Below are 24,050 nucleotides of genomic sequence, written 5' to 3' on the forward strand. Positions count from 1 at the left end.
GTTTTGCGCTGGCGGCCGGCGCAGCACGTCGGCGCAGTGTATTCGAGTCGCACGCTATGGCCCTGAGCAATTATCGTGGCCGCGGCGGCTTCAAGACCTGGCCCGAGGCATGGCTTGAAGCCTACGTCCAGCATGCCTTCGTGCCACAGGACGATCAGGTCCGCCTGGCCTGTTCACCGGACTGGGAAAGCGCCATTTTCGCCAATACCGAACACAACCCCTGGCCCGGTATTCGCAGTGTGAAGTGTCCGGTTATTGCGCTGGCTGCAGAACGCCAGTCAACCTTTTCGCCAGCAGCGCGCAAACGCTTTCGCACCTTGCAGCCTTCAGCCGACGTGAGCGTTCTTTCCGGAACAACCCACTTCCTGCCGATGGAGCGACCGGATGCGGTTTGCGATGCCGTTTTGCAGGTTTTGTCGCCCCAATACCATCCGGTTTAACCGTTTTTGTTCAACCAGATGGGAGTTTTTGTCAATGCGTACTAACGTTCGTGGCCTATAATAACGACTCGGTTCTACATCTCGCAGTTTTTCACAAAGTATAGGTGATTTGTTATGACAACCCATAACCTGCCTTGGTTTTCTGAGGAACCAAATTTGCGAAATCGAATGCTCGACAACTATGGCTTGTTCGTTTTCGAAGAAAACCGGCGCATCAAGTTTGACTTCCCACCGGTCAACCGTGAGCGAGGTCATCAAAGTAATGCGGGAAATTGCTGAGGGTAAGAATATAAAAGTTCAGCCTATCAATGTGGCACAAACCGCCCTGACGTGGCTGTTGCACCAGAAGTCTGTAATCAGTGTCATCATTGGTGCCAAGCGGCCTCATCACCTAGCTCCAAGACAATATCCGGGCGGCTCAGATCCGATTTTTCGAAGACGAACTCTCAGGCCTAGACGATGCTAGCCCCTTGTCAGAAGAGAGCCAAGGTTGGATGATGAAAATGATGGCAGGGTATCGTGATCATATGAAGAAATGAAGGCTCAAGCTTGCCTTGGCATAAACGCTTATTGCCGTTAAAGAAATGGCCATTGACAGCGGGCTACGACGTTCAGCAATATGTGTTATTCAGCCACGCCGACACCTGCGATCTTCAGCAACTCCAGAGTGGTTGATCAACACTCGCACTATTCATCCATTGGTCGATCCCCCGAAGCGGCGTGATCAGAATGAAGACCTTCAACGAAGATTAGCCCCACACCCAAACATTCAGTCTGTTTACAACACGAAAAGGGATTACGTATGTGTACCATGCTGACTCGCATTACCGGCCTGACCGCAGGTATTCTGTTCTCGGTCGCTGCCCAAGCAGAAGCCCCGATGGTAAAAGAGCAGGCCCCAGGCTATTACCGCACAATGCTCGGTAACTTCGAAATCACCGCCCTTTCTGATGGCACCGTCAAGCTGCCGGTGGACAAGCTGTTGCTGAACACCACCGAAGAACACGTGCATAACACCCTGGCGGATAACTTCCTCTCTACGCCGCTCGACACGTCTGTTAACGGTTATCTGATTAACACCGGCAACCATCTGGTACTGGTGGACACGGGCGCTGGCAGTCTGTTTGGACCGACACTCGGGAAACTGGTTGAGCATCTGAAAGCGTCCGGTTACGAGCCTGCAGATGTCGATGAAATCTACATCACGCACATGCACCCGGACCATATTGGCGGCCTGGTGTCTGACGGCGAGATTGTGTTTCCCAACGCCATCGTTCGCGCCAGCGTGGAAGACCAGAATTTCTGGCTTAACGAAGACAACCTGAAGGCTGCTGATGAGGATTCCAGGGGGTTTTTCAAAGGCGCCATGACCTCCCTCAATCCCTATGTCGAGTCCGGTCAGTTCAAGCCATTCGACAAAGACCAGGAGTTGGTACCTGGTATTTCCGCGGTGTCCGCCAGCGGCCACACACCAGGTCACAGCCTTTACATGGTAGAAAGCGGTGACAACACGCTGATGCTTTGGGGCGACCTGATTCACGTAGCAGCAGTTCAGTTCCCGCAGCCGGACATTGCCATCCGGCTCGATGTGGACAGTGAACAAGCAACTGAGTCCCGAGCCACGGCCTTTTCCGATGCCCAGGAAACGGGTTACTGGGTAGGCTCCGCCCATCTGTCTTTTCCCGGCCTGGGCCATCTGAAAAGCGCAGAACAGGGCTACGAGTTTATTCCTGCCAACTATCAGGGTGGCGTCGGTTCTGCCGAAGCTAGCAAACAATGAATCAAGCCTGACCGTAAAAAGTCGGAGAGAGCCTCCGGCTTTTCTCATTCTGCTATCCCAAATCACCTAGAGCCCATCCCGAAACTAATAAGCATCTGATTTTATAAGAAAATCTATGATAATGGATACTCCCCTGACTCTGGTAAGTCTAAAATGCAAACCCAAAACATCCAACAACCAAGGAGATCCAGCATGCGAGAAACCCACAATGCTCAGACCAGTATATTCGAACATTACTCAAATCATGGGCATGGCATCCAACTCCAGGAGCTCTCGAAGGTTCTGGACAGGCACCCGGAGATCCTGGATCTGGTGGCTGAGGATCTGATTAATACTTAGATATCGGCCGTGGAGAGAACCGGCCTCAGTGCAGAGAGCATATTGCGTTGCTTGCTGTTGAAGCAGCAACTGAGTTTGAGCTATGAGCAACTGACCTTTCATTTGTCGGAAAAGTCGACCAAGGACGCGCTTTTCCCTGCGTTTCTGAAGCTTGCACAATTGGTATTGAGGCAAGCGGATCACGCCCGACAGCAGGTCACTGAAGGGGCCCAAGCGTCCCTATCCTGCCAAAAATGGCAGAACGATTTGACACGCCACCATCTTGGGGTCGGAGTTGAAAAGTGCCTTCGGGGCCGAAAAAACGGCGTGGAAAGGTCACGATGGCTTCAAAGCGTTTGTCTGGGCCTCGGCTCTAATATAACCTGGCGCGGCTGGCACGCCTCGGTCCGGGTTAGTCTGCAGGTCCGACCTGGAAAACGACTAGAATGACACATGGAAAACCCATGCAATGCACGCCCGTGGCCGGAACTTGGGCAGATCGATCAGAAGACGGTTAAACAGGTCATTATTTCGGCGTCTTCCATTAGTCGATAGCTCGCAGTTCAATCCCTATTGCCGAAAATCAACTAAACTGGCTAAAAATGGGGGGGGCTCTATGGACACTAGTTAGTACAGCCCCACCTTTAGCCCGAAATTGCTGATCCGGGTAACCAGCAAAGCGCCGGTCAAGTAGCCAGCGCAATTAACCGTTGCCGGCGTGCCCAATACGGAGGTGCTCAGACCAAGCGCGAACCATCTCGGGAATCATTGGCATATACGAGAGCCAGGCGATACCCACTATGATCACAACCGCAATCACACTAGCAGCCAGCACTTCCATCGTTTCGATTGGCTTTACGAGGATTCCTTACTTCAAAGAAAGGGATGACCGTTGGCACTATCGTTATCCAAACACCGTAACCGTTTGCCGGCTCAACGCCACAAGCTCTCCACTAGCGGTCCAGATACCCGCCTGGGTATGACCGTATCCCGCGCCTGCCTTATCAATCTCTGCCTTGTACAACAGCCAGTCACCCGGCGCCAGAACTGGCCTGGGGTGCACAATTTCAAGGGCCCAGCTTAAGGAACTTGTTCTTACCTGCTGCTTCACATATGGCAAAACAGCAGGCGGCCACGCATCAACCAGAGCGACAATGTGGGCATCCGAAAAGGTTTCTGGCGTTTGCCGGAATTGCATCCAGCCGCCAAGCTCTCGACCACCTTTACCACTGAACGGAAGATTGCCAAAAGCCCAGCGCATCTCAATGTGCTGAATGAACTCCGGTGTAACGCCTTCAATGTAATCCAGGCCGAAGCATTGCTCCACCGGCTTCGCCTCGGGCGCCGGCTCGGCATCTACCGAAACGTCAGACTCCCGGTCGCCGCCAAAACTCGCCAATGCCACCAACTTCAGCTCTCCCCCCTGGACAATTCTGCCCATGACCTGACTGACGGCCTTACCCTCTCTCAGAATCTCCGCCTCAACCGTCGCAGGTTCATCAGGTGTTACAGGCCCCACGAACGACACCTGCATGGACCGCATCGGCCTATCGGATGAAACAACGTCAGCCATTCGGTTAAACACCAAAGCCGCAACCGCCCCTCCAAAAGAGGCGCGCCCCTGAGCCCAGGTCGAAGGGACAACCACATCATCACCGCTGCACCCTATCTTCATTAATTCATCAAAATTCATACACACGCCTGTTAGCATCCTATTTAAAATAATCCGCAGATTGCCCAATATCGTCCCGCCGCGCAACCGTTCCCGCCGGCAACTACCTACAGCGCCTACAGCATTTGCCGTGTTAAAGACACAACAAACCAGTTATAATCCCCGCCACAACACGCATTGCATTGCAATGCCCTACCCTCCGAATTCTGAGTACATTAATGTCTGATTTGTCTTTTGCCGACCTCGGCCTGGATCCAGCTGTCCTTGAAGCAGTTGCTGCCGTTGGCTATGAAAAGCCCTCTCCCATACAGGCCCAGACGATCCCTGCGCTGTTGGCTGGTAAGCACTTGCTGGGTGTTGCCCAGACCGGTACCGGTAAAACCGCTGCCTTTGCGCTGCCATTACTGAGCCGGATAGACGCGTCTGTTATGGAACCGCAAATCCTGGTTCTGGCACCCACGCGGGAACTGGCCATCCAGGTGGCCGAGGCGTTTACCACCTATGCCTCCAAGTTCCGCAACTTTCATGTACTGCCTATCTATGGCGGCCAAGACTTCTTCCCGCAGATCAAGGGCCTGCGTCGCGGTGCCCAAGTAATTGTGGGCACCCCTGGCCGCATGCTGGATCATCTGCGCAAGGGCACCCTGAAGCTGGGCAGCCTCAAAGCCCTGGTTCTGGACGAAGCTGACGAGATGCTTCGCATGGGCTTTATCGATGACGTGGAAGCCATCCTGGCGAAGACCCCGGAAAACTGCCAACGCGCACTGTTCTCAGCGACCATGCCACCGCAGATCAAGAAGGTCGCCCAGACCTATCTGCGCGACGCCACGGAAGTGAAAATCGAGAGCGAGACCCGTACGGTTGAACGCATTTCGCAGTTTGTGCTGCCAGTGTATGCCGAACGCAAACTGGACGCCTTGACCCGTATTCTGGAAGTGGAACCGCTCGACGCCGCCATTATTTTTGTGCGGACGAAAGCGGAAACCACGTTGCTGGCTGAAAAACTATCCGCACGCGGCCATGCCGTAGCGCCGCTGAACGGTGACCTAAACCAGCGCCAGCGTGAGCAAACGGTAGAAGACCTCAAACGCGGCAAGAAAGATATTATCGTGGCAACCGATGTTGCGGCCCGCGGCCTTGATGTCCCCCGCATTACTCACGTAATCAACTACGACGTGCCTTACGACACCGAAGCCTACATTCACCGGGTTGGCCGCACCGGCCGTGCCGGTCGTGATGGCAAGGCGATTCTGCTGGTCACGCCTCGTGAGCGCAGCTGGCTGCGCACGCTTGAGCGCGCCACCAATTCGCCGATGGAATCCTATGAGCTGCCCTCGCCCAACGCTCTGAAGAAGATGCGCGAAGAGCAGTTTGAGTCACAGCTTCTGGGCTTTGCCGAAGATGGCAAACTGGGCAAGGCGATGGCGTTGCTCGATGAAATTGCCGAACGCAACGACATGGACATTGCGATGGTTGCCGGTGCGCTGGCTTGCTATCTGGAGGCATCCCAGCCGGGCTCACTGCCCCTGGAACAGCCGGAAGCACTGCCGGTGGTTTCTGCCACCGCACCGCCACGTCGTGACCGTAAAGGTGGCCGTCCGGGCGGCAAGCCAGGATTCAAACCCGGCTTCAAGAAGGGCCCCAAGGGTCGCGGCGGCCCAGGCCCGAAGGGCAAGCCTCCCGGCAAGGGTGGCAAGCCTTCTGGTAAACGCCCACCCCGTCAGGGCTGATCTGCTGACTTAGGCGCTCAAGGCTGACTTGGGCGCTGGTAGACGACGAAGCTGTAGTCGTAAGGGTTATTATCGGACGCGGAGAAATCCTCCCGTCCGAGTTCTTCCCACTCATCCCAGTTCACTTTCGGAAAGAATGCGTCTCCCTCCACCTCGGCGTGCACCTGGGTGACGTAGATCCGGTCCACCATCGGCAAGGCTTCGTCGTAGATCTGGCCGCCACCGATGATCATCACTTCGTCCCCGCCTTCAATCTCAGCCTGAACTTCGGCTTTGACCAACGCGTCTTCCAGTGATTTCGCTGCAACCGTTCCGGTGGGCGCTTCCCATTCCGGGTTTCGGGAAATTACCACGTTCATCCGTCCGGGTAACGGCCTGCCAATGGAGTCCCAGGTTTTCCGGCCCATGATGATGGGTTTTCCCATGGTGGCCTGTTTGAAGTACCTGAGGTCGCCCGGCAAGTACCAGGGTAACTTGTTATTTCGGCCTATCACCCGGTTGCGGGACATAGCCACTATTAAAGCTTTTCTCATTGTTTGTCCTCTTGCTTGGGAGTCCGAATTCCAGGGCCTTTGGCTTTGGGAGCTGCAAGAGGGCGGGATAACCTGTCCAAAAAACGCCTCAAGGCATCCCTGCGCGGCTTGGGCTCCGCCATCCATGGCTCCGCACATTTTTAGACAGGTTATCCTGCCCTCTTGCGATTCGGCCATACAGATGGTCGATCCACAATTACTTCAATGCAGAGCAGTAGTAAATCTTGAATCATCGCGCCCCCCCCAACCAAACCAACCCTTTCAGATAATCGAACTCTGCTATTCGGTCGCAGGGCAGCGTGTAGGGACTTTCGAAAATGTGCGGAGCCATGGATGGCGGAGCCCAAGCCGCACACGGACGTCTCGAGGCGTTTTTCGAAAGTCCCCACACGCTGTTCTGCAGGCACCAAAATAAAAGGGCCAGGCCCAGCTAGAGATCAAATAGCAATAGGCGCCTTAATCCCAGGATGAGGCTCGTAACCGTCAAACTCAAAGTCCTCCAACTCGTACTCAAAGATCGATGAAGGCTTCCGTTTGATCACCAGTTTGGGCACACCCCGTGGCTCCCGCTTCAACTGCTCGAACACGATATCGTCGGTCAGATGGTTCTGGTACAGATGACAATCACCAAAGGTATGGACGAACTCCCCCACACCCAGATCGCACTGCTGGGCGATCATGTGGGTCAGCAGCGCATAGGATGCAATATTGAACGGCACCCCGAGGAACAAGTCGGCGCTGCGCTGGTAAAGCTGGCAGGAGAGTTTGCCATCGGCGACGTAGAACTGGAACAGACAATGGCACGGAGCCAAGGCCATGCGGCCCTGGCGGACGTTGTCCTGGGGGCCGATGGATTCGTCCGGGAGCTCAGCCGGGTTCCAGGCGGAGACGATCAACCGGCGGGAGTTCGGCTTGTGGCGGATCTGGTCAATCACTTCGCTGATCTGGTCCACCGTACTGCCGTCCGGGCAGTGCCAACTGCGCCACTGCTTACCGTAAATCGGCCCCAGGTCGCCGTTTTCCAGGGCCCACTCGTTCCAGATCGACACGTTGCGCTCTTTCAGCCAGTTGTTGTCGGTAGAGCCCTGCAGGAACCACAGCAACTCCTGGATAATGCTGCGCAGGTGGACTTTCTTGGTGGTCACCAGCGGGAAGCCGTCCTGCAGGTTGAAACGAATCTGGCGGCCGAAGACCGAGCGGGTGCCGACGCCGGTGCGGTCACCGCGGTCCATGCCGTTGTCCACCACGTCTTTCATCAGGTCGAGATAGGCTTTCATTCAGCGTTTCTCCGGTAAGCAATAACGATCAGAACGGCGCCCGCCAGGATCATCGGGAACGACAACACCTGCCCCATGGTCAGCCAGTCGAAGGCCAGGTATCCCAGCTGGGGGTCCGGCTGGCGAACAAACTCCACCAGGAATCGAAAGATGCCGTAACACGCCAGGAACAGGCCTGAGACCGCCATGCGGGGCCTTGGTTTGGATGAAAACCACCACAAGATGATAAACAGCAGGACACCTTCCAGAGCGAACTGGTAGAGCTGGGACGGGTGGCGGGCCAAGCTGTCTGGAGCCGTGCGGAAAACCATGCCCCAGGCAACATCCGTGGGCTTGCCCCAGAGTTCGCCGTTGATGAAATTGCCTATGCGACCAGCACCCAGGCCAACCGGCACCAATGGTGCGACGAAATCCGCAATCTGCCAGAAGGTGCAATCCACCTTGCGGCCAAACCACCACATGGCGAAAATCACGCCAAGCAGGCCACCATGGAAAGACATCCCCCCTTCCCAGACCCGCAGCAACATTAACGGGTCGGCCGCGAAGGCGCTGAAATTGTAGAAGATCACATAGCCAAAGCGGCCGCCCAATATCACGCCAAGGGCAATATAGAACAGCATGTCGCCCATCTGCTCTTCAGTGATGGGCGACCAGGGCTTGCGGGCGCGAAGGCGGCCCAGCCACCAGCCCACAAGAAATCCGACCAGGTAGGTCAAGCCATACCAGTGTATTTTCAAAGGCCCGATGGCAATGGCCACCGGATCGATTTGCGGATGCTGGAGCATCAATAACCCCTCAGGTCACAACAGAAAACGGATACCTACGACAATCAGAAAGATGGCGAAGATCTTTTTCAACAGGGCCGCGTCCAGGCGATGAGCCAGGTTGGCTCCAACCCGGGCGAACAACACACTGGTCAGGACGATACCCACAAACGCTGGCAGGTAGATAAACCCGACACTGAGTTCGGGCAGAGCTGGATTCTGCCAACCGGTGCCAATGTTTGCCAGCGCGCCGGCCACAGCGATGGGCAGTCCGCAGGCGGCGGAGGTGCCCACCGCTTGCTGCATTCGCACATTGCACCAGCTCAGGAACGGAACCGTCAGTGTGCCACCGCCGATGCCAAAAATAGCGGATGCCCAACCAATACCAGCGCCGGCGCTACCCAACCCCACGGAACCGGGCACATCGCGGCCGGGTTTCGGATTGGCTCCGAAGAGCATTTTCAGGGCCACAAGAATGACAAACACACCAATAACAAGTTCCAGGGCCTCACCACTGAGCATGGATGCGGTCCAGGCACCCAGCACGGCTCCAAGAACAATACCAACCGCCATCGGGCGGAAGATTCCCCAGCGGACAGCGCCATGGAGATGGTGGGACCGTATTGAACTGATCGAGGTGAAGACGATAGTGGCCAACGAGGTGCCCACAGCCAGGTGAGCAGCAATCTCGCCACTGACACCCTGTAGGTTAAAACTGAAAATAAGCACCGGAACAATAACCAGCCCGCCACCAATTCCGAACAGGCCGGCCATGGTGCCCGCCAGGGCGCCCAGCGCAAGGTACAGGCCAACAACAGCAAAAAGGGTCATACTCAGCCACACGCAGACAGCAAATCAGGCTGGTATGATACACATCGAATCCCTTTTGTTCACTCGCGACTGATGAGCCCGCCACCATGTGCCTGATTGTTTTTAGCGTTCAGCAGCATCCTGCCTTTCCATTGGTAGTGGCAGCAAATCGTGATGAGTTCTTTCGCCGGCCCACAGCGGCCATGGACTGGTGGCACAGCGAAACCGCCGGACGTGACGTCCTGGCGGGACGGGATTTGCTGTCAGGCGGCACCTGGCTCGCAATTGATCAGGATGGAAGTGTTGCCGCCGTGACCAATGTGCGGGAAGGCTCCCAGGTACCCGGAGCCCACTCCCGTGGCGAATTGCCGCTGAAGGCGCTGGCAGACAACAGCGATGCACTCGCGGCACGGCTGCAGACACGAAAAAGCGATTACTCAGGATTCAATCTGGTCAGGTTGGACGAGTACGCAGGATGGTACTACAGCAACCGCGACGCCCACCCCGGGCGTCATGTTCATCGCGGCACCTACGGCTTGAGCAACCACCTTCTGCAGACCCCCTGGCCAAAACTGCTGAGATTGAGAAACTCGGTGACCGATTTGCTTGAAGGTGCGTCGGAGGACCGCACTGATGACCTCCATCATAATCTTATCGAACGCCTGCAGGACACCACGCCGGCGCCCGACCATGAACTACCGGATACTGGTGTTGGCAAGGACACCGAGCGCTTTCTGTCTTCGCCGTTCATTGTCGGCAGTGACTACGGCACCCGTGCCACAACAGTGGTCACGGTCAGCGCCGTCGGTGAAGTCCGGGTGACGGAGCAGTGCTGGGGACCGGAGGGAAAAAAGGAAGGCACAAGGCATTTCTGCTGGCAGCGGTCGGCCTGAAGCTTTGGTATAATCCGCCAAATTCCGCGAAGCAACCGGAGGCCCTTTATGGCCGGTGAGAAAAGCGCGGCGTCCATCGCCGACTTCGAAAAATCCCTGGATGAGCTGGAAAAACTGGTCCATGATCTGGAGCAGGGCGAACTCTCCCTGGAGCAGTCTCTTACTGCATTCGAGCGCGGCGTAAAGCTGACTCGCGAGTGCCAGCAAGCGCTCAAGACGGCGGAACAGCGGGTAGAACAACTGGTGGAAAACAGCGATGGCACACTGGAAACACGTCCTTTTAGCCCGGACGAACCTGCCTGATGTCAACTCCGAACACCCGCCTGGCGGCTTTCCTGGAGCAATGCCGCAATCAGATTGATGCCCAACTTGAGCACCAGCTTTGTGCATCCGGCCACGGCTCTGAACGCCTGCAACAGGCCATGCGATACAGCGTTCTGGGCGGCGGCAAGCGCATCCGGCCGGCGCTTTGCCTGGCGGCAGCCACGGCGCTTGGCCAACCTCAGGAAAGTGCGATCGTTCCCGCCTGTTCGCTGGAACTGATTCATGCCTACTCGCTGATTCACGATGACCTGCCCGCCATGGACAACGATGATCTGCGCCGGGGCCGCGCCACCACGCACATCGCCTTTGACGAAGCCACCGCCATATTGGCAGGCGATGCGCTGCAGACCCTTGCGTTCGGCTGGCTGGCCGAAGCACCGGGACTGGATGATCAGGTGCTCCTTGCAATGATACGTGAATTGGCGACCGCCAGCGGCCACCAGGGTATGGCGGGCGGACAGGCGATTGACCTGGAGTCCGTCGGCAAGCAGCTGACCGTTGAGCAGTTGGAAAATATGCACCGCCACAAAACCGGTGCACTCATTGCGGCCAGCGTCCGGATGGGTGCCCTCACCGCACCCGAGGTGAACGAAGACCAGTTGGCGGCCCTCACGGTTTATTCGCAAACCCTCGGTCTCGCCTTCCAGGTGCAGGATGACTTGCTGGATATCGAGGGCGATACGACTGTGATCGGCAAACCCCAGGGCTCGGATCTGGCCCGATCCAAGCCAACCTATCCCTCGCTGATGGGCGCTGACGGCGCCCGAAACTACCTGTCACAGCTGCTCGAGTCCGCACTGGCCAGCATCGAGATGTTTGGCGAGGAAGGCGACCTGCTCCGGGACATGGCCGGTTACGTAGTGGAACGCACCCATTGATCATCAACGGCTCAGGCATGCACACTGACTAATGAAGGACTGGAGGGGCCCGGCTGGCCCAATCAGTATGAAACCGGGTGCCTTCATCCCCTATAATAGAACCCACATTTTGAATCACCCGGAAAAGACCCGAGCAGATGCAGGATACATATACTTTTAAGGAAATCCCGTCCCAACGGCCCAACACGCCGCTTCTGGACAGGATTGACACTCCCGGGCAACTGCGCGAGCTGGCAGCAGAGCAACTGACCCAGCTCGCCAGGGAGCTACGTGCCTTCCTGCTATGGTCGGTGGGACAGACAGGCGGCCACTTCGGCGCCGGCCTGGGTGTCCTGGAACTGACCGTTGCCCTGCATTACGTCTTCAATACCCCGGAAGACCGCCTGGTCTGGGATGTGGGCCACCAGGCCTATCCCCACAAAATCCTGACCGGGCGCCGGGAGCGCATGAACAGCATCCGCCGAAAGGATGGCCTGGCCGGCTTCCCGAAACGTGCGGAGAGCGAATATGATACCTTCGGCGTTGGTCACTCCAGCACCTCCATCAGCGCCGCCCTGGGTATGGCCATCGCCTCCCGCATGCAGGGCACTGGTCGCAAGAGCATTGCCGTCATCGGTGACGGTGCCATGACGGCCGGCATGGCATTCGAGGCCCTCAACCATGCCGGGCACCTGGACGCCAACATGCTGGTGATCCTCAACGACAACGATATGTCTATTTCCCGCAATGTGGGCGGGTTGTCGAACTATTTTGCCAAACTGCTGGCCAGCCGCACCTATAATCAGGTGCGGGACAGCGGTAAACGGGTGTTGCAAGGCACCCCGCAACTGATGGCGCTTGCTCGCAAGACCGAGGAACATTTCAAGGGCATGATCTCCCCGGGCACGCTGTTTGAGGAACTGGGCTTCAACTACATCGGCCCCATCGACGGCCACGACCTGCCCCTGCTGCTGGAAACCCTGGAGAACATCCGCGAACTGGACGGACCGCAATTCCTCCACGTGGTCACCACCAAGGGCAAGGGTTTCGCCCCGGCCGAAGCCGATCCAATCGGCTACCATGCCATCAACAAGATCGAACCGGTGCCGCCCAGCAAGCCAGAGCCGGTTGCCCCGAAGCCGTCGAAGCTGAAGTACGCCAATGTATTTGGCCAATGGCTCTGCGACGCCGCCGAAGCGGACGACCGCATTGTGGGTATCACCCCCGCCATGTGTGAAGGCTCCGATCTTCTGGCGTTCTCCCAGCGCTTCCCGGACCGGTATTTCGACGTCGCCATTGCTGAGCAGCATTCCGTCACCCTGGCTGCAGGCCTTGCCTGTGACGGCGCCAAACCCGTAGTGGCGATCTATTCGACGTTTCTGCAGCGTGCCTACGATCAGCTGATCCATGACGTGGCCATACAGAACCTGGACGTCCTGTTCGCGATTGACCGCGCCGGGCTGGTTGGCGAAGACGGCCCCACTCACGCAGGCGCGTTTGACATCAGCTACTTGCGCTGTGTCCCAAACATGATCGTGATGACTCCCTCTGACGAAAACGAAACCCGGCAACTGCTGCACACAGGTATGCTGTTTGAGGGGCCGGCGGCAGTGCGCTACCCGCGGGGCACAGGCCCGGGTGCAGAGATGGTCCGCGAACTGGCTCCCCTACCGATCGGCAAAGGCCAGCTTGTGAAAGAAGGCTCAGGGGTTGCCATACTCAACTTCGGCACCCTGCTTACGCCTGCCCTGGAGGCTGCCAAGTCTCTGGGCGCCACTGTCGCCGACATGCGCTTTGTAAAACCGTTGGATGAAGAGCTCATCCTGGCATTGGCGGAAAAGCATGACCTGCTGGTTACGATTGAAGAGAACGCCATTGCCGGCGGAGCGGGCAGCGCGGTGACGGAATTCCTGAACAGCCGGGATGTCAGCCAGCCGGTGCTCCAGATCGGCCTGCCAGACACCTTCATTGATCACGGTAAGCACGGCGAGTTGCTGTCTTCCTGTGGACTGGATGCCGAAGGTATCAGGCACACTATTGAAACCCGCCTGGAGCGAATGAAGTACAACCAGTCGCTAAAGGCGGTTCAATAAGCACGCGAAGAGATCACATCAGACGGCGGGATCGTCGTCCTGGTGGGTCTCGAACCAGTGTCCGAGCTTGCTCTGCTTGGTATTGAGGTAATGCTCATTGTGGGGGTTGCGCCCCACATGCAGAGGGACGCGCTCCGCTATTTCTATACCCAGATCGGTCAAAGCATCTACCTTGCGGGGGTTATTGGTCATCAGCCTCAGGCTACGAATGCCCAGGTGCGCCAACATATCCCGGCACATGCTGTAGTCCCGCAAGTCAGCCGCAAAGCCGAGCTGTTCGTTGGCTTCCACGGTATCCGCACCCTGATCCTGCAGGTTGTAGGCACGAATCTTGTTCAGCAGCCCAATACCCCGGCCTTCCTGGCGCAGATACATAAGAATGCCCCGACCTTCGCGGGCAATACTGCGCAAGGCTTCTTCCAACTGATAACCACAGTCACAGCGCATGCTGTACAGGGCATCACCGGTCAGGCACTCGGAGTGGGTCCGCGCCAGCATCGGCTCCGGACTGTTGAGGTCACCCAGCGTAAGCGCCACGTGCTCCTTTCCGGTGTCCGGCTCTTCAAAGCCGTGCATGTCGAAAACGCCGAAAGGGGTTGGCAGCCGGCAAGTCTGGATGTAACGAACAGCCACAGTGTTTCCTCGTGGTTCAGTCAATCGAGCGGCGCATTCTATCACGAGGCCAGCGCCCTGGCGTAGTCTCTGTATGGTGGATCCTACGAACCGGAGTCAGAAGCAGACCAGTGGCCACTACGCCCACCCTTTTTCTCCAACAGGCGGACATTGTCCACGACCATACCGCGATCAACGGCCTTGCACATATCGTAGAGGGTCAGTGCCGCCACGCTGGCGGCCGTCAGGGCCTCCATCTCAACACCGGTCTGGCCGGAGAGCTTGCAGCGAGTGGCAATGTGAATCGAAGCACCGTCCTTGCCCGGCGTCAGCTCTACTTTTACCGAGGTCAGGTTCAACGCGTGGCACAGAGGAATCAGTTCGTGGGTCTTCTTGGCCGCCATGATACCGGCAACCCGCGCCACCGCCAGCACATCCCCCTTGGGATGCTGCCCTTCCACAATCATTGCCAGAGTATCCGGCGCCATTCGGATCAGCGCCTCAGCCCTGGCCTCACGCTCGGTAACAGCCTTGGACGTAACGTCCACCATGCGCGCGGCGCCGTTGTCGTCGAGATGCGTCAGTTTGCTCACGGTGTCTCCCGAAATCGTTGATAAAAGACGGTCTTAGCAGGCCTATCATACCAGAGCGTACAGGCCCAGCAGCAGGTTAAACATCAGTTTCCTGGCCACCAGAAACCAATACCTGCAATACCCTGAGCGCCAGCCTGGCGTGCCATTCGGGCATCATCAGCGCTAAGCCCACCAAGGGCGTAGACAGGAATTGCTGCGCCTGCGGCCAGCACCTGGAAACGCTCCCACCCAATTCCAGTCACACCGGGATGGGAAGACGTAGGCTTTACCGGGCCCACGGTAATGAAGTCCGCCTGGAGCTGTTCAGCATGGGCAATTTCCTCTTCATCGTGACAGGAGATTGCCAATAGGTACCCCTCGGGTATCGGCCGAGCTGAAAGCTGCCTGGCTTCCCGCCACGGCAGGTGCAAACCGGCGGCCTGGGGCAGACGCTCAAGCAGCAACGGGGCGCCATGAAGCATCAACACGGACTCGCTGGCGCGAGCGGCCTCCAGTGACCAGCCCGCCAATCGCTCGTACATTTCGTCACTTAATTCCGGCGCCCTGAACAGGCACAACTGTGGGCGTGTTTCAAACAAGCACTGGCGAAGTCGTTCAGGGAATGCCGAGGAGTTGCCAGTAGAACCGGTAATAGCATAGCGACGAGGCAACTTCAGCGCGCGAATAATCGGACGGTTTGCGGCGGGGAAATCACTATCCGCCAGGTCTTCGACCTCCAGCCATTGTATCGCCTGCCCTTCACGGCCCTCGGGAGTGCCTTCAGCGGAAGAGGCTTCCCAGACATCAAGAAACACCTGCTTGTCCCCGTAATCGTGGCGAATCTCAATGACCGGCTCAAGAACGTCCGGATCTATCCGCAACCCGGTCTCTTCCCGAATTTCCCTGACCAGTGCCTGCTGGACCGTTTCACCAGCCTCAACCTTGCCCCCCGGAAACTCAAGTAAACCACCCTGGTGAACGTGGCCTGGCCGACGGGCGATCAATACCTTCCCATCACGAAAGACAACGCCCACCGCAACGTGTATTTCCCGAACTGGCGTCATAATCAGGTGCGATACTCAGCATTGATGGTGACGTAGTCATGGGAAAAGTCGCAGGTCCACACCCGTTCACTGACATTCCCCCGCCCGAGATCAATGTGGATGGTAATTTCCTCACCGTCCATCACGGCCTGCCCGCGGGACTCGCTGTAATCCGCAGCACGGCCGCCATTGCGAACCAGGCACACATCTCCCAGCCAGATCTCGAGGGCGTTCAGGTCCAGCCCGTCGACACCAGCACGCCCTACGGCAGCCAGTATCCGCCCCCAGTTGGGATCGGATGCAAACAGTGCAGTTTTGACCAGTGGTGAGTGAGCGACCGTATAGGCAACGTCCAGCGCCTCCTGTACCGATGTCGCGCGGCTCACTTCAATGGTGACAAACTTGGTGGCACCTTCGCCGTCGCGAACAATCGCGTGCGCCAGCTCGAGGAACACCTCGCGCAGCGCTTCCCTGAGCTTTGGCAGGGACGGGCTATCGGCCGAGATCTCAGGGCCGCCAGATTGACCGCTGGCAATCAGCATGCAGGCATCGTTGGTGGACGTGTCACCGTCGATGGTAATCCGATTGAACGACGTCTCTCCTAATTCTGACGCAAGGCTCGCCAACACATCCGGTGCGATATTCGCGTCGGTGGCAATGAAGCCCAGCATGGTAGCCATGTTGGGGCGGATCATGCCCGCCCCCTTACTGATACCGGATATGGATACCGTTTGGCCATCCAGATCGATCTGGCGCGAGGCACCCTTGGGACGAGTGTCGGTGGTCATGATCCCCGACGCTGCTTCAGCCCAGTGGGACTCGGAGACATCCGCCAGTGCCTGCGGTAACGCGCTGACAACTTTACCAACCGGTAGTGGCTCCCCGATAACCCCTGTCGAAAACGGCAGCACGCTACCAGCGGGGACACCGGCGTGATCCGCCAACGCCTGACAACAGGCCTGGGCATCCTTCATGCCTTGTTCGCCGGTGCCGGCATTGGCATTGCCGGTGTTGATCAGCAGGTAGCGCGGTGCATCGCTTGCCAGATGGCTTCGCGTGACGTGAACAGGGGCCGCGCAAAACTGATTACGGGTGAAAATACCGGCCACTCGGCTACCCGGCGCCAACTCTATAACCACCAGATCTTTCTTGCCTGGTTTCTTGATACCGGCACTGCCGATACCCAGCCTGACGCCGGCCACCGGAAAAAACGTCGGCAAGGTTCCTGGACCAACTGCCATCTTCACTCTCCTTTCGTCATGATCGGCTTCTACCCGGCAACCCGGCCGGAACACCGGTTACCAAACGAAAAACCCGCAGCCTGTCGATCAGGGTGCGGGCCTTAGTTCGCTCACTCAGCGGCGGAAATCAGTTGACCTTTCCACAACACTGCTTGTACTTCTTGCCAGACCCGCATGGACAAGGCTCGTTTCGCCCTACCTTTCGGTCCTGTCGCACAAAGGTCTCCGGCGTGCCCTGAGGCTGCTGGGCACCAGACTCACCGGCGCTATCGTCCTGTCTGTGTTGAGCGGTAGCACTGGTTTCATCGTGGCGCAGTCGCGCCTGGGCAAGCTCCCGCTCCAGCTCCTCTTTGCGGCGACGTTCCACCTCTTCCATTTCTTCGCGGCTCTGAACACGGACATGGGACAACACCCGGACCACATCACGCTTCATGGTCTCCAACATGCTTTCGAACAGGTTAAAGGCCTCGCGCTTGTACTCCTGCTTGGGATTCTTCTGGGCATAGCCACGCAGGTGGATACCACGGCGCAGGTGGTCCATGTTTGAAAGATGCTCTTTCCAGAGCGTGTCGAGCACTTGCAGGAATACCTGCTTCTCGAACTTGCGCATGGGCTCGGAGCCAGCCAGTTCCTCTTTGGCTTTATACGCTGCAACAATCTCGTCCAGAATACGCTGACGCAGATTCTCTTCGTAGAGCTTGCTGTCCTCATCCAGCCACGCCTGGATGGGCAGGTTGATGGCCATTTCCGATTGCAGCTGGCTCTCCAGGCCAGCAACATCCCACTGTTCCGGCATGCTCTGCGGTGGAATGAACTCACTAACCAGCGAATCCACCACATCCTCACGGATGGTATCAATCATCTCGGAAACATCTTCCGACGACATAACCTCGTTACGCTGATCATAGATCACCGTACGCTGATCGTTGGCAACGTCATCATACTCCAGCAGAGTTTTCCGCATATCAAAGTTGCGGCCTTCTACCTTGCGCTGAGATTTTTCAATGGCGTTGGTGACCATTCGATGCTCGATGGCCTCGCCTTTTTTCATGCCCATGGCCTGCATCAGGCTTTTCACGCGATCAGGCGCGAATATTCGCATCAGGTTATCTTCCAGCGACAGGAAGAACCGTGATGAACCAGGGTCACCCTGACGACCGGCACGGCCTCGAAGCTGATTGTCTATGCGGCGGGATTCGTGACGCTCGGTACCAATGATGTGCAGCCCGCCAGCCTCTAGCACCTGGTTGTGACGCTCCGTCCACTCGGCCTTGATGCGTGCAACTTCCTCTTCTGTGGGGGTTTCCATGCCCGCCACCTCAAATTCCCAGTTACCACCCAGCACGATGTCCGTACCACGGCCAGCCATGTTGGTGGCAATGGTCACCGCACCCGGACGACCTGCCTGCGCAATGATCTGAGCCTCACTCTCGTGCTGTTTGGCGTTAAGGATCTTGTGATCAATTCGCGCCTTCTTGAGCAGCATGGACAGAAGCTCTGAGGCCTCAATTGAGGCCGTCCCCACCAGGATTGGTCGGCCCTCAGTAGTCACGTCCTTAATCTCATCGATAATGGCGTGAAATTTCTCGTCCTGGGTCAGGTAGATCAGGTCGTTGTAGTCGATTCGCTGGATAGGCTTGTTAGGAGGAATAACAACAACGTCCAGGCCGTAAATCTGGCGAAACTCAAACGCCTCAGTGTCAGCGGTACCGGTCATGCCGGCGAGCTTATCGTATAGACGGAAATAATTCTGGAAGGTGGTAGAAGCCAGGGTCTGGCTCTCTGCCTGAATGCGAACCCCTTCCTTGGCCTCAATAGATTGGTGCAGGCCTTCACTCCAACGGCGGCCCGGCATGGTTCGACCTGTATGCTCGTCAACGATCACAACCTGATCGCCCTGGACAATGTAATCCACGTCTTTCTGGAACAGATGATGAGCCCTGAGGGCCGAGTGGACGTGATGCAACAGGCTAAGGTTGGCGGCGGAATACAGGCTTTCACCTTCCTTAAGCAGGCCCCGTTCCAACAACAACTCTTCCACCTTTTCATGACCGGTTTCGGTCAGTTCCACCTGACGGGATTTCTCATCGATGGTGAAATCGCCACTGGGCTCACCTTCTTCACTGACTTCGCCCAACTCAAGGCTTGGCACAAGCTCGTTGATCGCCAGGTAGAGTTTTGAACTGTCTTCCGCCGCGCCCGAGATGATCAACGGGGTACGGGCTTCGTCAATCAGGATGGAGTCCACTTCGTCCACGATGGCAAAGTGGAGGCCACGCTGCACCTTGTCCTCGGTGCTGAAAGCCATGTTATCGCGAAGATAGTCGAAGCCGAACTCGTTGTTCGTACCATAAGTAATATCCGCCTGATAGGCAGCCCGCTTCTCTTCAGGGGGCTGACCGGCCGCTACAACACCTACCTGCAGACCCAGGAAGCGATACAATTTTCCCATCCACTCGGCATCGCGGCGGGCCAGGTAGTCGTTCACGGTAACCAGATGCACGCCCTTGCCAGTCAACGCATTCAGGTATACGGCCAGCGTCGCTACCAGCGTTTTACCTTCACCGGTTTTCATCTCGGAAATACGGCCTTCGTGAAGCGTGATACCGCCGATCATCTGCACGTCGTAATGGCGCATCCCCATGACTCGACGACTCGCCTCACGAGTGGTGGCAAACGCTTCCGGAAGCAATGCGTCAAGGCCCTCGCCTTCGTCATAGCGGCGACGAAATTCCGCAGTCTTACCTTGCAACTCGGTGTCGGACAAATTGCCATACTGCTCTTCAAGCTCATTAATACGCGATACGGTTTTGCGCATCCGCTTGATTTCTCTGGCGTTCTTACTGCCGAACATCTTGGTTGCAAGCTTTGTGAACATAGACCACTGCTTCTTTGATTAAACGGAGGAAGCCGGCATTCTAACCTTATTTCGCAGCAGTACAAAAGTCAGGCCTCACAGAAGCCTGTCACAACGCTGAAAAGATTGAAAAAAGAGTGCCGGACGGGGACAACGGGAAGAAATCAGACGCCCTTACAGGCGCCTCTATCAAGCGGCTAGCGGCTAGCCCGCTTGATGTAGGTTTCCGGATTCTCGGATTTACCGTTGCGGATAACTTCAAAATGCACATGAGGTCCGGTGGAACGGCCTGTGCTGCCCATCAGCGCCAGCACCTGACCCTTTTGGACAACATCTCCCACCTTTACCTTGATGGTCTTGGCATGGGCGTAACGGGTTACCAGGCCATCACCGTGGTCCACCTCAACGAGGTTGCCATAGCCGTAGCGCTCGTCGGCATAGGTGACCACGCCACCAGCTACGGAAATGATGTCGCTACCGTCCTTGCCAGCCAAGTCCACACCTGCGTGCCAGGTACGCTTGCCAGTAAAAGGGTCGGAACGATAGCCGTATTTTGAGGACAGCCAGCCCCAGGTAATAGGACGGCCCTCCACAAAAAGCTCTTTTTCGAGCTTTTGGCGGGAGGTGACCATGTCCAGCATGCGCAATTGCTGTTCCCGATCCTCAATGCGGCGGGCAAGCTGATCAATCATGCTGGTCAACTCTGGCGCTGTGAAAGAGTCGCCATCAAGACTTTCCTCAGGGCCACCAACAGCCGCTGGCTGGTCAAAGTCGAACTCGTCGCTGGCCACCAGCCCCGACTCCAGGAAGCGCTGCCCGAGAGCATCAAGCCTGAGAAGACGCCCCTGCATCTCACCCAGCCGCAGCGTCAAGGCATCAACCTGCTGCTGGACGTTCCGCTCGATCCGGGCCAGCTCGGTCTTTTGTTCGCTCAGCCGGGTCTGCCACTGCGCTACCAACTCCGATTCCGCAGGCTCGGCCGGCTCAATCTGGCTCACCGCCACCTTATAACCAGACCAACCCGCCAGTATCAACAGTGCGACCACGACAAAGACCAGTCCTGCCAGGGCAGGGGCATTTATCGAAACCGTACGGGATTTCCCATGGCGCTTGCCAACGAGGATAATATTCATATCGTCTTCTGGTTTCATGGGGACGCAACCTGATCCTGTAGTGTTGCATCCAGAGTGTTCTGACTGGACCTGCCTGGGCATCCTTTGCCAGATTGCGGATTTCCTATCCGACTACTCAATCCTGGGCAGCATAAATCGCGCCTGAAAACGCACGTGCTATCCATTGCAACGACTACGTTTAATAAAATAGCAGTCGCCCGTGGACATACACACACCAGACAATGTAAAACGAGTGTAATACAGGCTCTGCCTATTAACCGTGCCGAAGTGTAACCAATCGTTACCGTTGTCGTCGAGAACTACTGATTGCCATGAAAAAGAAAACCGACCTCGAATTGACTCCGGACAGCTTCTCCAGAGCTTCAACCCTGCGTGAACTGATGGCGAAAGCCCAGCATCACACTCAGGCAGAACAACTCGTTATCGCTGCGCTTCCGGAAAGCCTGGCGAAAGGCACGCGGTTTGTGAGTTGCCGTGACGGGGAGCTGATTTTGTCGGCTACGGCAGCCACCACCGCCAGCCAGATTCGTTTCCGCCAGCATGAAATCATGGAAGAGCTTCGCAAGCAGGAGCTATTCCGCTTTGTCTGGAAACTGAAGGTCAAAGTCGCTCCACCGCGATTCAGCGAGCGGCCGAAAGCAAAAATGACGCCCCTCAGTAACGAAAATGCCCGACTCCTCAAAGAGGAAGCCGGGCACACGAAGGACAAACAATTACGCGAGGTTCTCGAAAAACTCGCAAGCCACGTCCGGGATTAAGGCGTCCTGCCTCAGCCCGCCGCCAGCACAGGTTTCATGTAGGAAATCGGGGCAGCAGCCTCGTCGTCGAAGGTCACCACTTCCCACGCATCCTCTTCCGCCCTGAGCTTGCGCAGCAGCTTGTTGTTCAGGTCGTGGCCGGATTTAATACCACGGAACTCGCCAATCAGGCTGTTGCCCAACTGGTAGAGGTCACCGATTGCATCCAGCAGCTTGTGCTTGACGAATTCATCGTCGTAACGCAGACCGTCTTCGTTGAGGATTTTGTAATCGTCAACAACGATGGCATTGTCAACGCTTCCGCCTAACGCCAGATTCATCGCACGCAACTTCTCGATATCACGCATGAACCCAAACGTTCGTGCACGACTGACTTCCTTCACGAACGACGTGCTGGAAAAATCAACGGTGGCGGTCTGGGCGCGCCCTTTGAAAACAGGGTGGTCGAAGTCGATACCGAAGCTGACCTTGAAGCCTTCGAAAGGCAGCAGAGTCGCCTTCTTGTCACCTTCTTCAACCGTCACTTCGCGCTTGATGCGAATGAAACGCTTGGCGGCGTCCTGCTCGGCAATACCGGCGGACTGCAGAAGAAACACAAACGGACCGGCAGAGCCGTCCATAATGGGCACTTCCGCGGCGCTGAGCTCGACGAAACAGTTATCAATCCCGAGACCAGCCATGGCTGACAACAAATGCTCCACTGTTGCAACCCGGACACCGTCTTTCAGCAGTGTCGTGGAAAGCATGGTCTCACCAACGTTTTCCGCGCAGGCACGGATTTCAACCACAGGGTCGAGATCGGTACGGCGAAAAACGATCCCCGAGTCCACCGGAGCGGGCTTCAGGGTAAGATACACTTTTTCCCCCGAGTGCAAGCCAACGCCGGTGGCGCGGATGGTGTTCTTAAGTGTCCGTTGTCTGATCATCGGTACATATTTCCGTCACAAAAATGCGATATAGTCTGGGCATAATTCTGCCCGGAGAATACCAGAAAGTAAGACTGAATACCATTTAACCAATCGTTAACCTTTGATTGGCCTCCCGGCACAAGTCCGGACTGATAGACAGCACACGTAATTCGGTTACAAAGGTTCCATTACCGAATACATTTGCAACAGATTATCAGTCAGCCTGACGGCGAAGGAATGCGGGAATATCGAGATAGTCGACTCCCTGTTCTTCGCTGTCCTTGCTCTGATCAATCGCCACATTACCGTGAGCCACGGCACGGCGACGCAGAACGGCAGGACGGTCAAGCTGGTTGTAATCCGTTGTGCCATCCAGGCTGCGGGTGTTGTCCACCACCTTGGTTGGCTTCTCGCGGTCGCCGCCCAGGCCGGTTGCAACCACCGTCACCTTGAGTTCGTCGGTCATTTCCGGATCAATCACGGTACCCACAACCACCGTGGCAGAATCCGAGGCGAATTCGCGAACGATATCACCAACCTCTGAGAACTCGCCCAGGTTGAGATCCATACCGGCAGTGATGTTGACCAGGATACCCTTGGCGCCCTGCAGGTTGATGTCTTCCAGAAGCGGACTGCGTACAGCGGCTTCTGCAGCTTCGCGGGCCCGGTTCTCGCCTGTGGCACGCGCGGTACCCATCATGGCATTGCCCATCTCGGACATGACGGTTTTTACGTCCGCAAAGTCCACGTTGATCATACCGTTGCGGGTAATCAGATCAGCAATACCCTGAACGGCACCCAGCAGAACGTCGTTGGCAGAGCCAAAGGCGTCCAGCAAGCTGGTCTTCTTACCCATGACCGCCAGCAACTTTTCGTTGGGAATGGTGATCAGGGAGTCAACGGTTTCTTCCAGTTCCTGTAGGCCGGCTTCCGCCACACTCATGCGTTTGCCGCCTTCAAACATGAACGGCTTGGTCACCACGGCAACGGTAAGGATGCCCATCTCACGGGCCACTTCCGCCACCACAGGCGCTGCACCGGTACCAGTACCACCACCCATGCCGGCGGTAATGAACACCATGTCGGCGCCTTTCAGCGACTCGGCGATGCGATCACGGTCTTCCAGAGCAGATTGACGCCCTACTTCCGGGTTGGCACCGGCACCCAGCCCTTTGGTGATGTTGCCACCAAGCTGAATGATCTGACGTGCATCCAGGTCCGTCAGGGCCTGAGCGTCGGTATTGGCGCATATAAATTCCACGCCTTCGATATCACTGTTGAGCATGTGGCGTACGGCGTTACCACCACCACCGCCAACACCCACTACTTTAATGACAGCGTTTTGCTGGACATTATCGACGAGTTCAAACATTCCCCTACTCCTTCGTGCTGTTTATCAGCCTTTTCCAGACTGATTTTTCGAGATTATGATTTT

At 56.8% G+C, this 24,050-nt stretch carries 21 protein-coding genes and 1 pseudogene; 9 read left to right on the plus strand and 13 right to left on the minus strand.

The features are described from left to right. The 3 genes and pseudogenes from AC0B60_RS19295 to AC0B60_RS19305 all read left to right on the plus strand — a co-directional run. The coding region (locus AC0B60_RS19295) for an alpha/beta fold hydrolase (RefSeq protein ID WP_465087513.1) at positions 1-440 on the plus strand (440 nt) is incomplete at its 5' end. A gap of 802 nt (positions 441-1,242) precedes the next feature. Further along, a complete protein-coding gene (locus AC0B60_RS19300; protein ID WP_465087514.1) occupies positions 1,243-2,220 on the plus strand; it encodes an MBL fold metallo-hydrolase in 978 nt (325 codons plus the stop codon). Between the two features lie 192 nt (positions 2,221-2,412). Next, positions 2,413-2,679: pseudogene (locus AC0B60_RS19305) on the plus strand (ISNCY-like element ISMaq5 family transposase); the annotation flags it as partial. A gap of 763 nt (positions 2,680-3,442) precedes the next feature. Here the strand turns inward: AC0B60_RS19305 and AC0B60_RS19310 are convergent. Beyond that, a complete protein-coding gene (locus AC0B60_RS19310; RefSeq protein ID WP_273064815.1) occupies positions 3,443-4,231 on the minus strand; it encodes a thioesterase family protein in 789 nt (262 codons plus the stop codon). A 197-nt stretch (positions 4,232-4,428) separates the two neighbouring features. Here AC0B60_RS19310 and AC0B60_RS19315 point away from each other — a divergent pair, with 197 nt between their 5' ends. Next, positions 4,429-5,940: a DEAD/DEAH box helicase gene (locus AC0B60_RS19315; protein ID WP_465087515.1), complete on the plus strand. Its 1,512-nt coding sequence runs from the start codon at positions 4,429-4,431 to the stop codon at positions 5,938-5,940. 17 nt (positions 5,941-5,957) lie between these two features. Here the strand turns inward: AC0B60_RS19315 and AC0B60_RS19320 are convergent, their stop codons facing one another. The 4 genes from AC0B60_RS19320 to AC0B60_RS19335 all read right to left on the minus strand — a co-directional run bounded on the left by AC0B60_RS19320 (position 5,958) and on the right by AC0B60_RS19335 (position 9,345). Then, complete coding sequence (locus AC0B60_RS19320; RefSeq protein WP_465087516.1) at positions 5,958-6,473, minus strand: dihydrofolate reductase; 516 nt, start codon at positions 6,471-6,473, stop codon at positions 5,958-5,960. Positions 6,474-6,910: 437 nt separating this feature from the next. Further along, positions 6,911-7,750 carry a thymidylate synthase gene (locus AC0B60_RS19325; protein WP_465087517.1) on the minus strand — a complete coding sequence of 280 codons (840 nt, stop codon included), beginning with the start codon at positions 7,748-7,750 and terminating at the stop codon, positions 6,911-6,913. After that, a complete protein-coding gene (gene lgt, locus AC0B60_RS19330; RefSeq protein WP_465087518.1) occupies positions 7,747-8,535 on the minus strand; it encodes a prolipoprotein diacylglyceryl transferase in 789 nt (262 codons plus the stop codon). Before lgt ends, AC0B60_RS19325 begins: the two co-directional genes overlap by 4 nt. A gap of 15 nt (positions 8,536-8,550) precedes the next feature. Next, positions 8,551-9,345 carry a sulfite exporter TauE/SafE family protein gene (locus tag AC0B60_RS19335; RefSeq protein WP_465087519.1) on the minus strand — a complete coding sequence of 265 codons (795 nt, stop codon included), beginning with the start codon at positions 9,343-9,345 and terminating at the stop codon, positions 8,551-8,553. Between the two features lie 86 nt (positions 9,346-9,431). On the opposite strand from AC0B60_RS19335, the gene AC0B60_RS19340 reads away from it, so the two are divergent. The 4 genes from AC0B60_RS19340 to dxs all read left to right on the plus strand — a co-directional run bounded on the left by AC0B60_RS19340 (position 9,432) and on the right by dxs (position 13,491). Further along, positions 9,432-10,217 (plus strand): NRDE family protein, encoded by a 786-nt coding sequence (locus AC0B60_RS19340; RefSeq protein ID WP_465087520.1) that lies wholly within the window; start codon positions 9,432-9,434, stop codon positions 10,215-10,217. A 48-nt stretch (positions 10,218-10,265) separates the two neighbouring features. Further along, positions 10,266-10,520: an exodeoxyribonuclease VII small subunit gene (locus AC0B60_RS19345; protein WP_036203780.1), complete on the plus strand. Its 255-nt coding sequence runs from the start codon at positions 10,266-10,268 to the stop codon at positions 10,518-10,520. Further along, entirely contained in the window at positions 10,520-11,419 is a 900-nt protein-coding gene (locus AC0B60_RS19350) for a polyprenyl synthetase family protein (RefSeq protein ID WP_465087521.1), read from the plus strand. Before AC0B60_RS19345 ends, AC0B60_RS19350 begins: the two co-directional genes overlap by 1 nt. Positions 11,420-11,556: 137 nt before the next feature. After that, positions 11,557-13,491, plus strand: a complete 1,935-nt coding sequence (dxs, locus tag AC0B60_RS19355) for a 1-deoxy-D-xylulose-5-phosphate synthase (RefSeq protein ID WP_075194906.1) — start codon at positions 11,557-11,559, stop codon at positions 13,489-13,491. Positions 13,492-13,509: 18 nt separating this feature from the next. Here the strand turns inward: dxs and ribA are convergent, their stop codons facing one another. The 6 genes from ribA to AC0B60_RS19385 form a co-directional block, all read right to left on the minus strand. After that, entirely contained in the window at positions 13,510-14,124 is a 615-nt protein-coding gene (gene ribA, locus AC0B60_RS19360; RefSeq protein WP_007154564.1) for a GTP cyclohydrolase II, read from the minus strand. 83 nt (positions 14,125-14,207) lie between these two features. Beyond that, a complete protein-coding gene (gene moaC / locus AC0B60_RS19365; protein WP_465087522.1) occupies positions 14,208-14,696 on the minus strand; it encodes a cyclic pyranopterin monophosphate synthase MoaC in 489 nt (162 codons plus the stop codon). Between the two features lie 83 nt (positions 14,697-14,779). Continuing rightward, positions 14,780-15,739: a Nudix family hydrolase gene (locus AC0B60_RS19370; protein ID WP_465087523.1), complete on the minus strand. Its 960-nt coding sequence runs from the start codon at positions 15,737-15,739 to the stop codon at positions 14,780-14,782. 2 nt (positions 15,740-15,741) lie between these two features. Beyond that, positions 15,742-16,959, minus strand: a complete 1,218-nt coding sequence (argJ, locus tag AC0B60_RS19375; RefSeq protein ID WP_465087524.1) for a bifunctional glutamate N-acetyltransferase/amino-acid acetyltransferase ArgJ — start codon at positions 16,957-16,959, stop codon at positions 15,742-15,744. Between the two features lie 127 nt (positions 16,960-17,086). Continuing rightward, entirely contained in the window at positions 17,087-19,837 is a 2,751-nt protein-coding gene (secA, locus tag AC0B60_RS19380; RefSeq protein WP_465087525.1) for a preprotein translocase subunit SecA, read from the minus strand. 176 nt (positions 19,838-20,013) lie between these two features. Beyond that, a complete protein-coding gene (locus tag AC0B60_RS19385) occupies positions 20,014-20,967 on the minus strand; it encodes a M23 family metallopeptidase (RefSeq protein WP_465087526.1) in 954 nt (317 codons plus the stop codon). 293 nt (positions 20,968-21,260) lie between these two features. On the opposite strand from AC0B60_RS19385, the gene AC0B60_RS19390 reads away from it, so the two are divergent. Next, positions 21,261-21,707 (plus strand): DciA family protein, encoded by a 447-nt coding sequence (locus AC0B60_RS19390; protein WP_286748534.1) that lies wholly within the window; start codon positions 21,261-21,263, stop codon positions 21,705-21,707. Between the two features lie 11 nt (positions 21,708-21,718). On the opposite strand, the gene lpxC is transcribed toward AC0B60_RS19390, so the two are convergent. Together lpxC and ftsZ are read right to left on the minus strand one after the other, a co-directional pair. Then, a complete protein-coding gene (lpxC, locus tag AC0B60_RS19395) occupies positions 21,719-22,633 on the minus strand; it encodes a UDP-3-O-acyl-N-acetylglucosamine deacetylase (protein ID WP_007154571.1) in 915 nt (304 codons plus the stop codon). Positions 22,634-22,829: 196 nt separating this feature from the next. Beyond that, entirely contained in the window at positions 22,830-23,987 is a 1,158-nt protein-coding gene (gene ftsZ / locus AC0B60_RS19400; protein WP_465087527.1) for a cell division protein FtsZ, read from the minus strand. Positions 23,988-24,050: the final 63 nt, after the last annotated feature.

Source organism: Marinobacter sp. V34 (genome assembly GCF_055524115.1).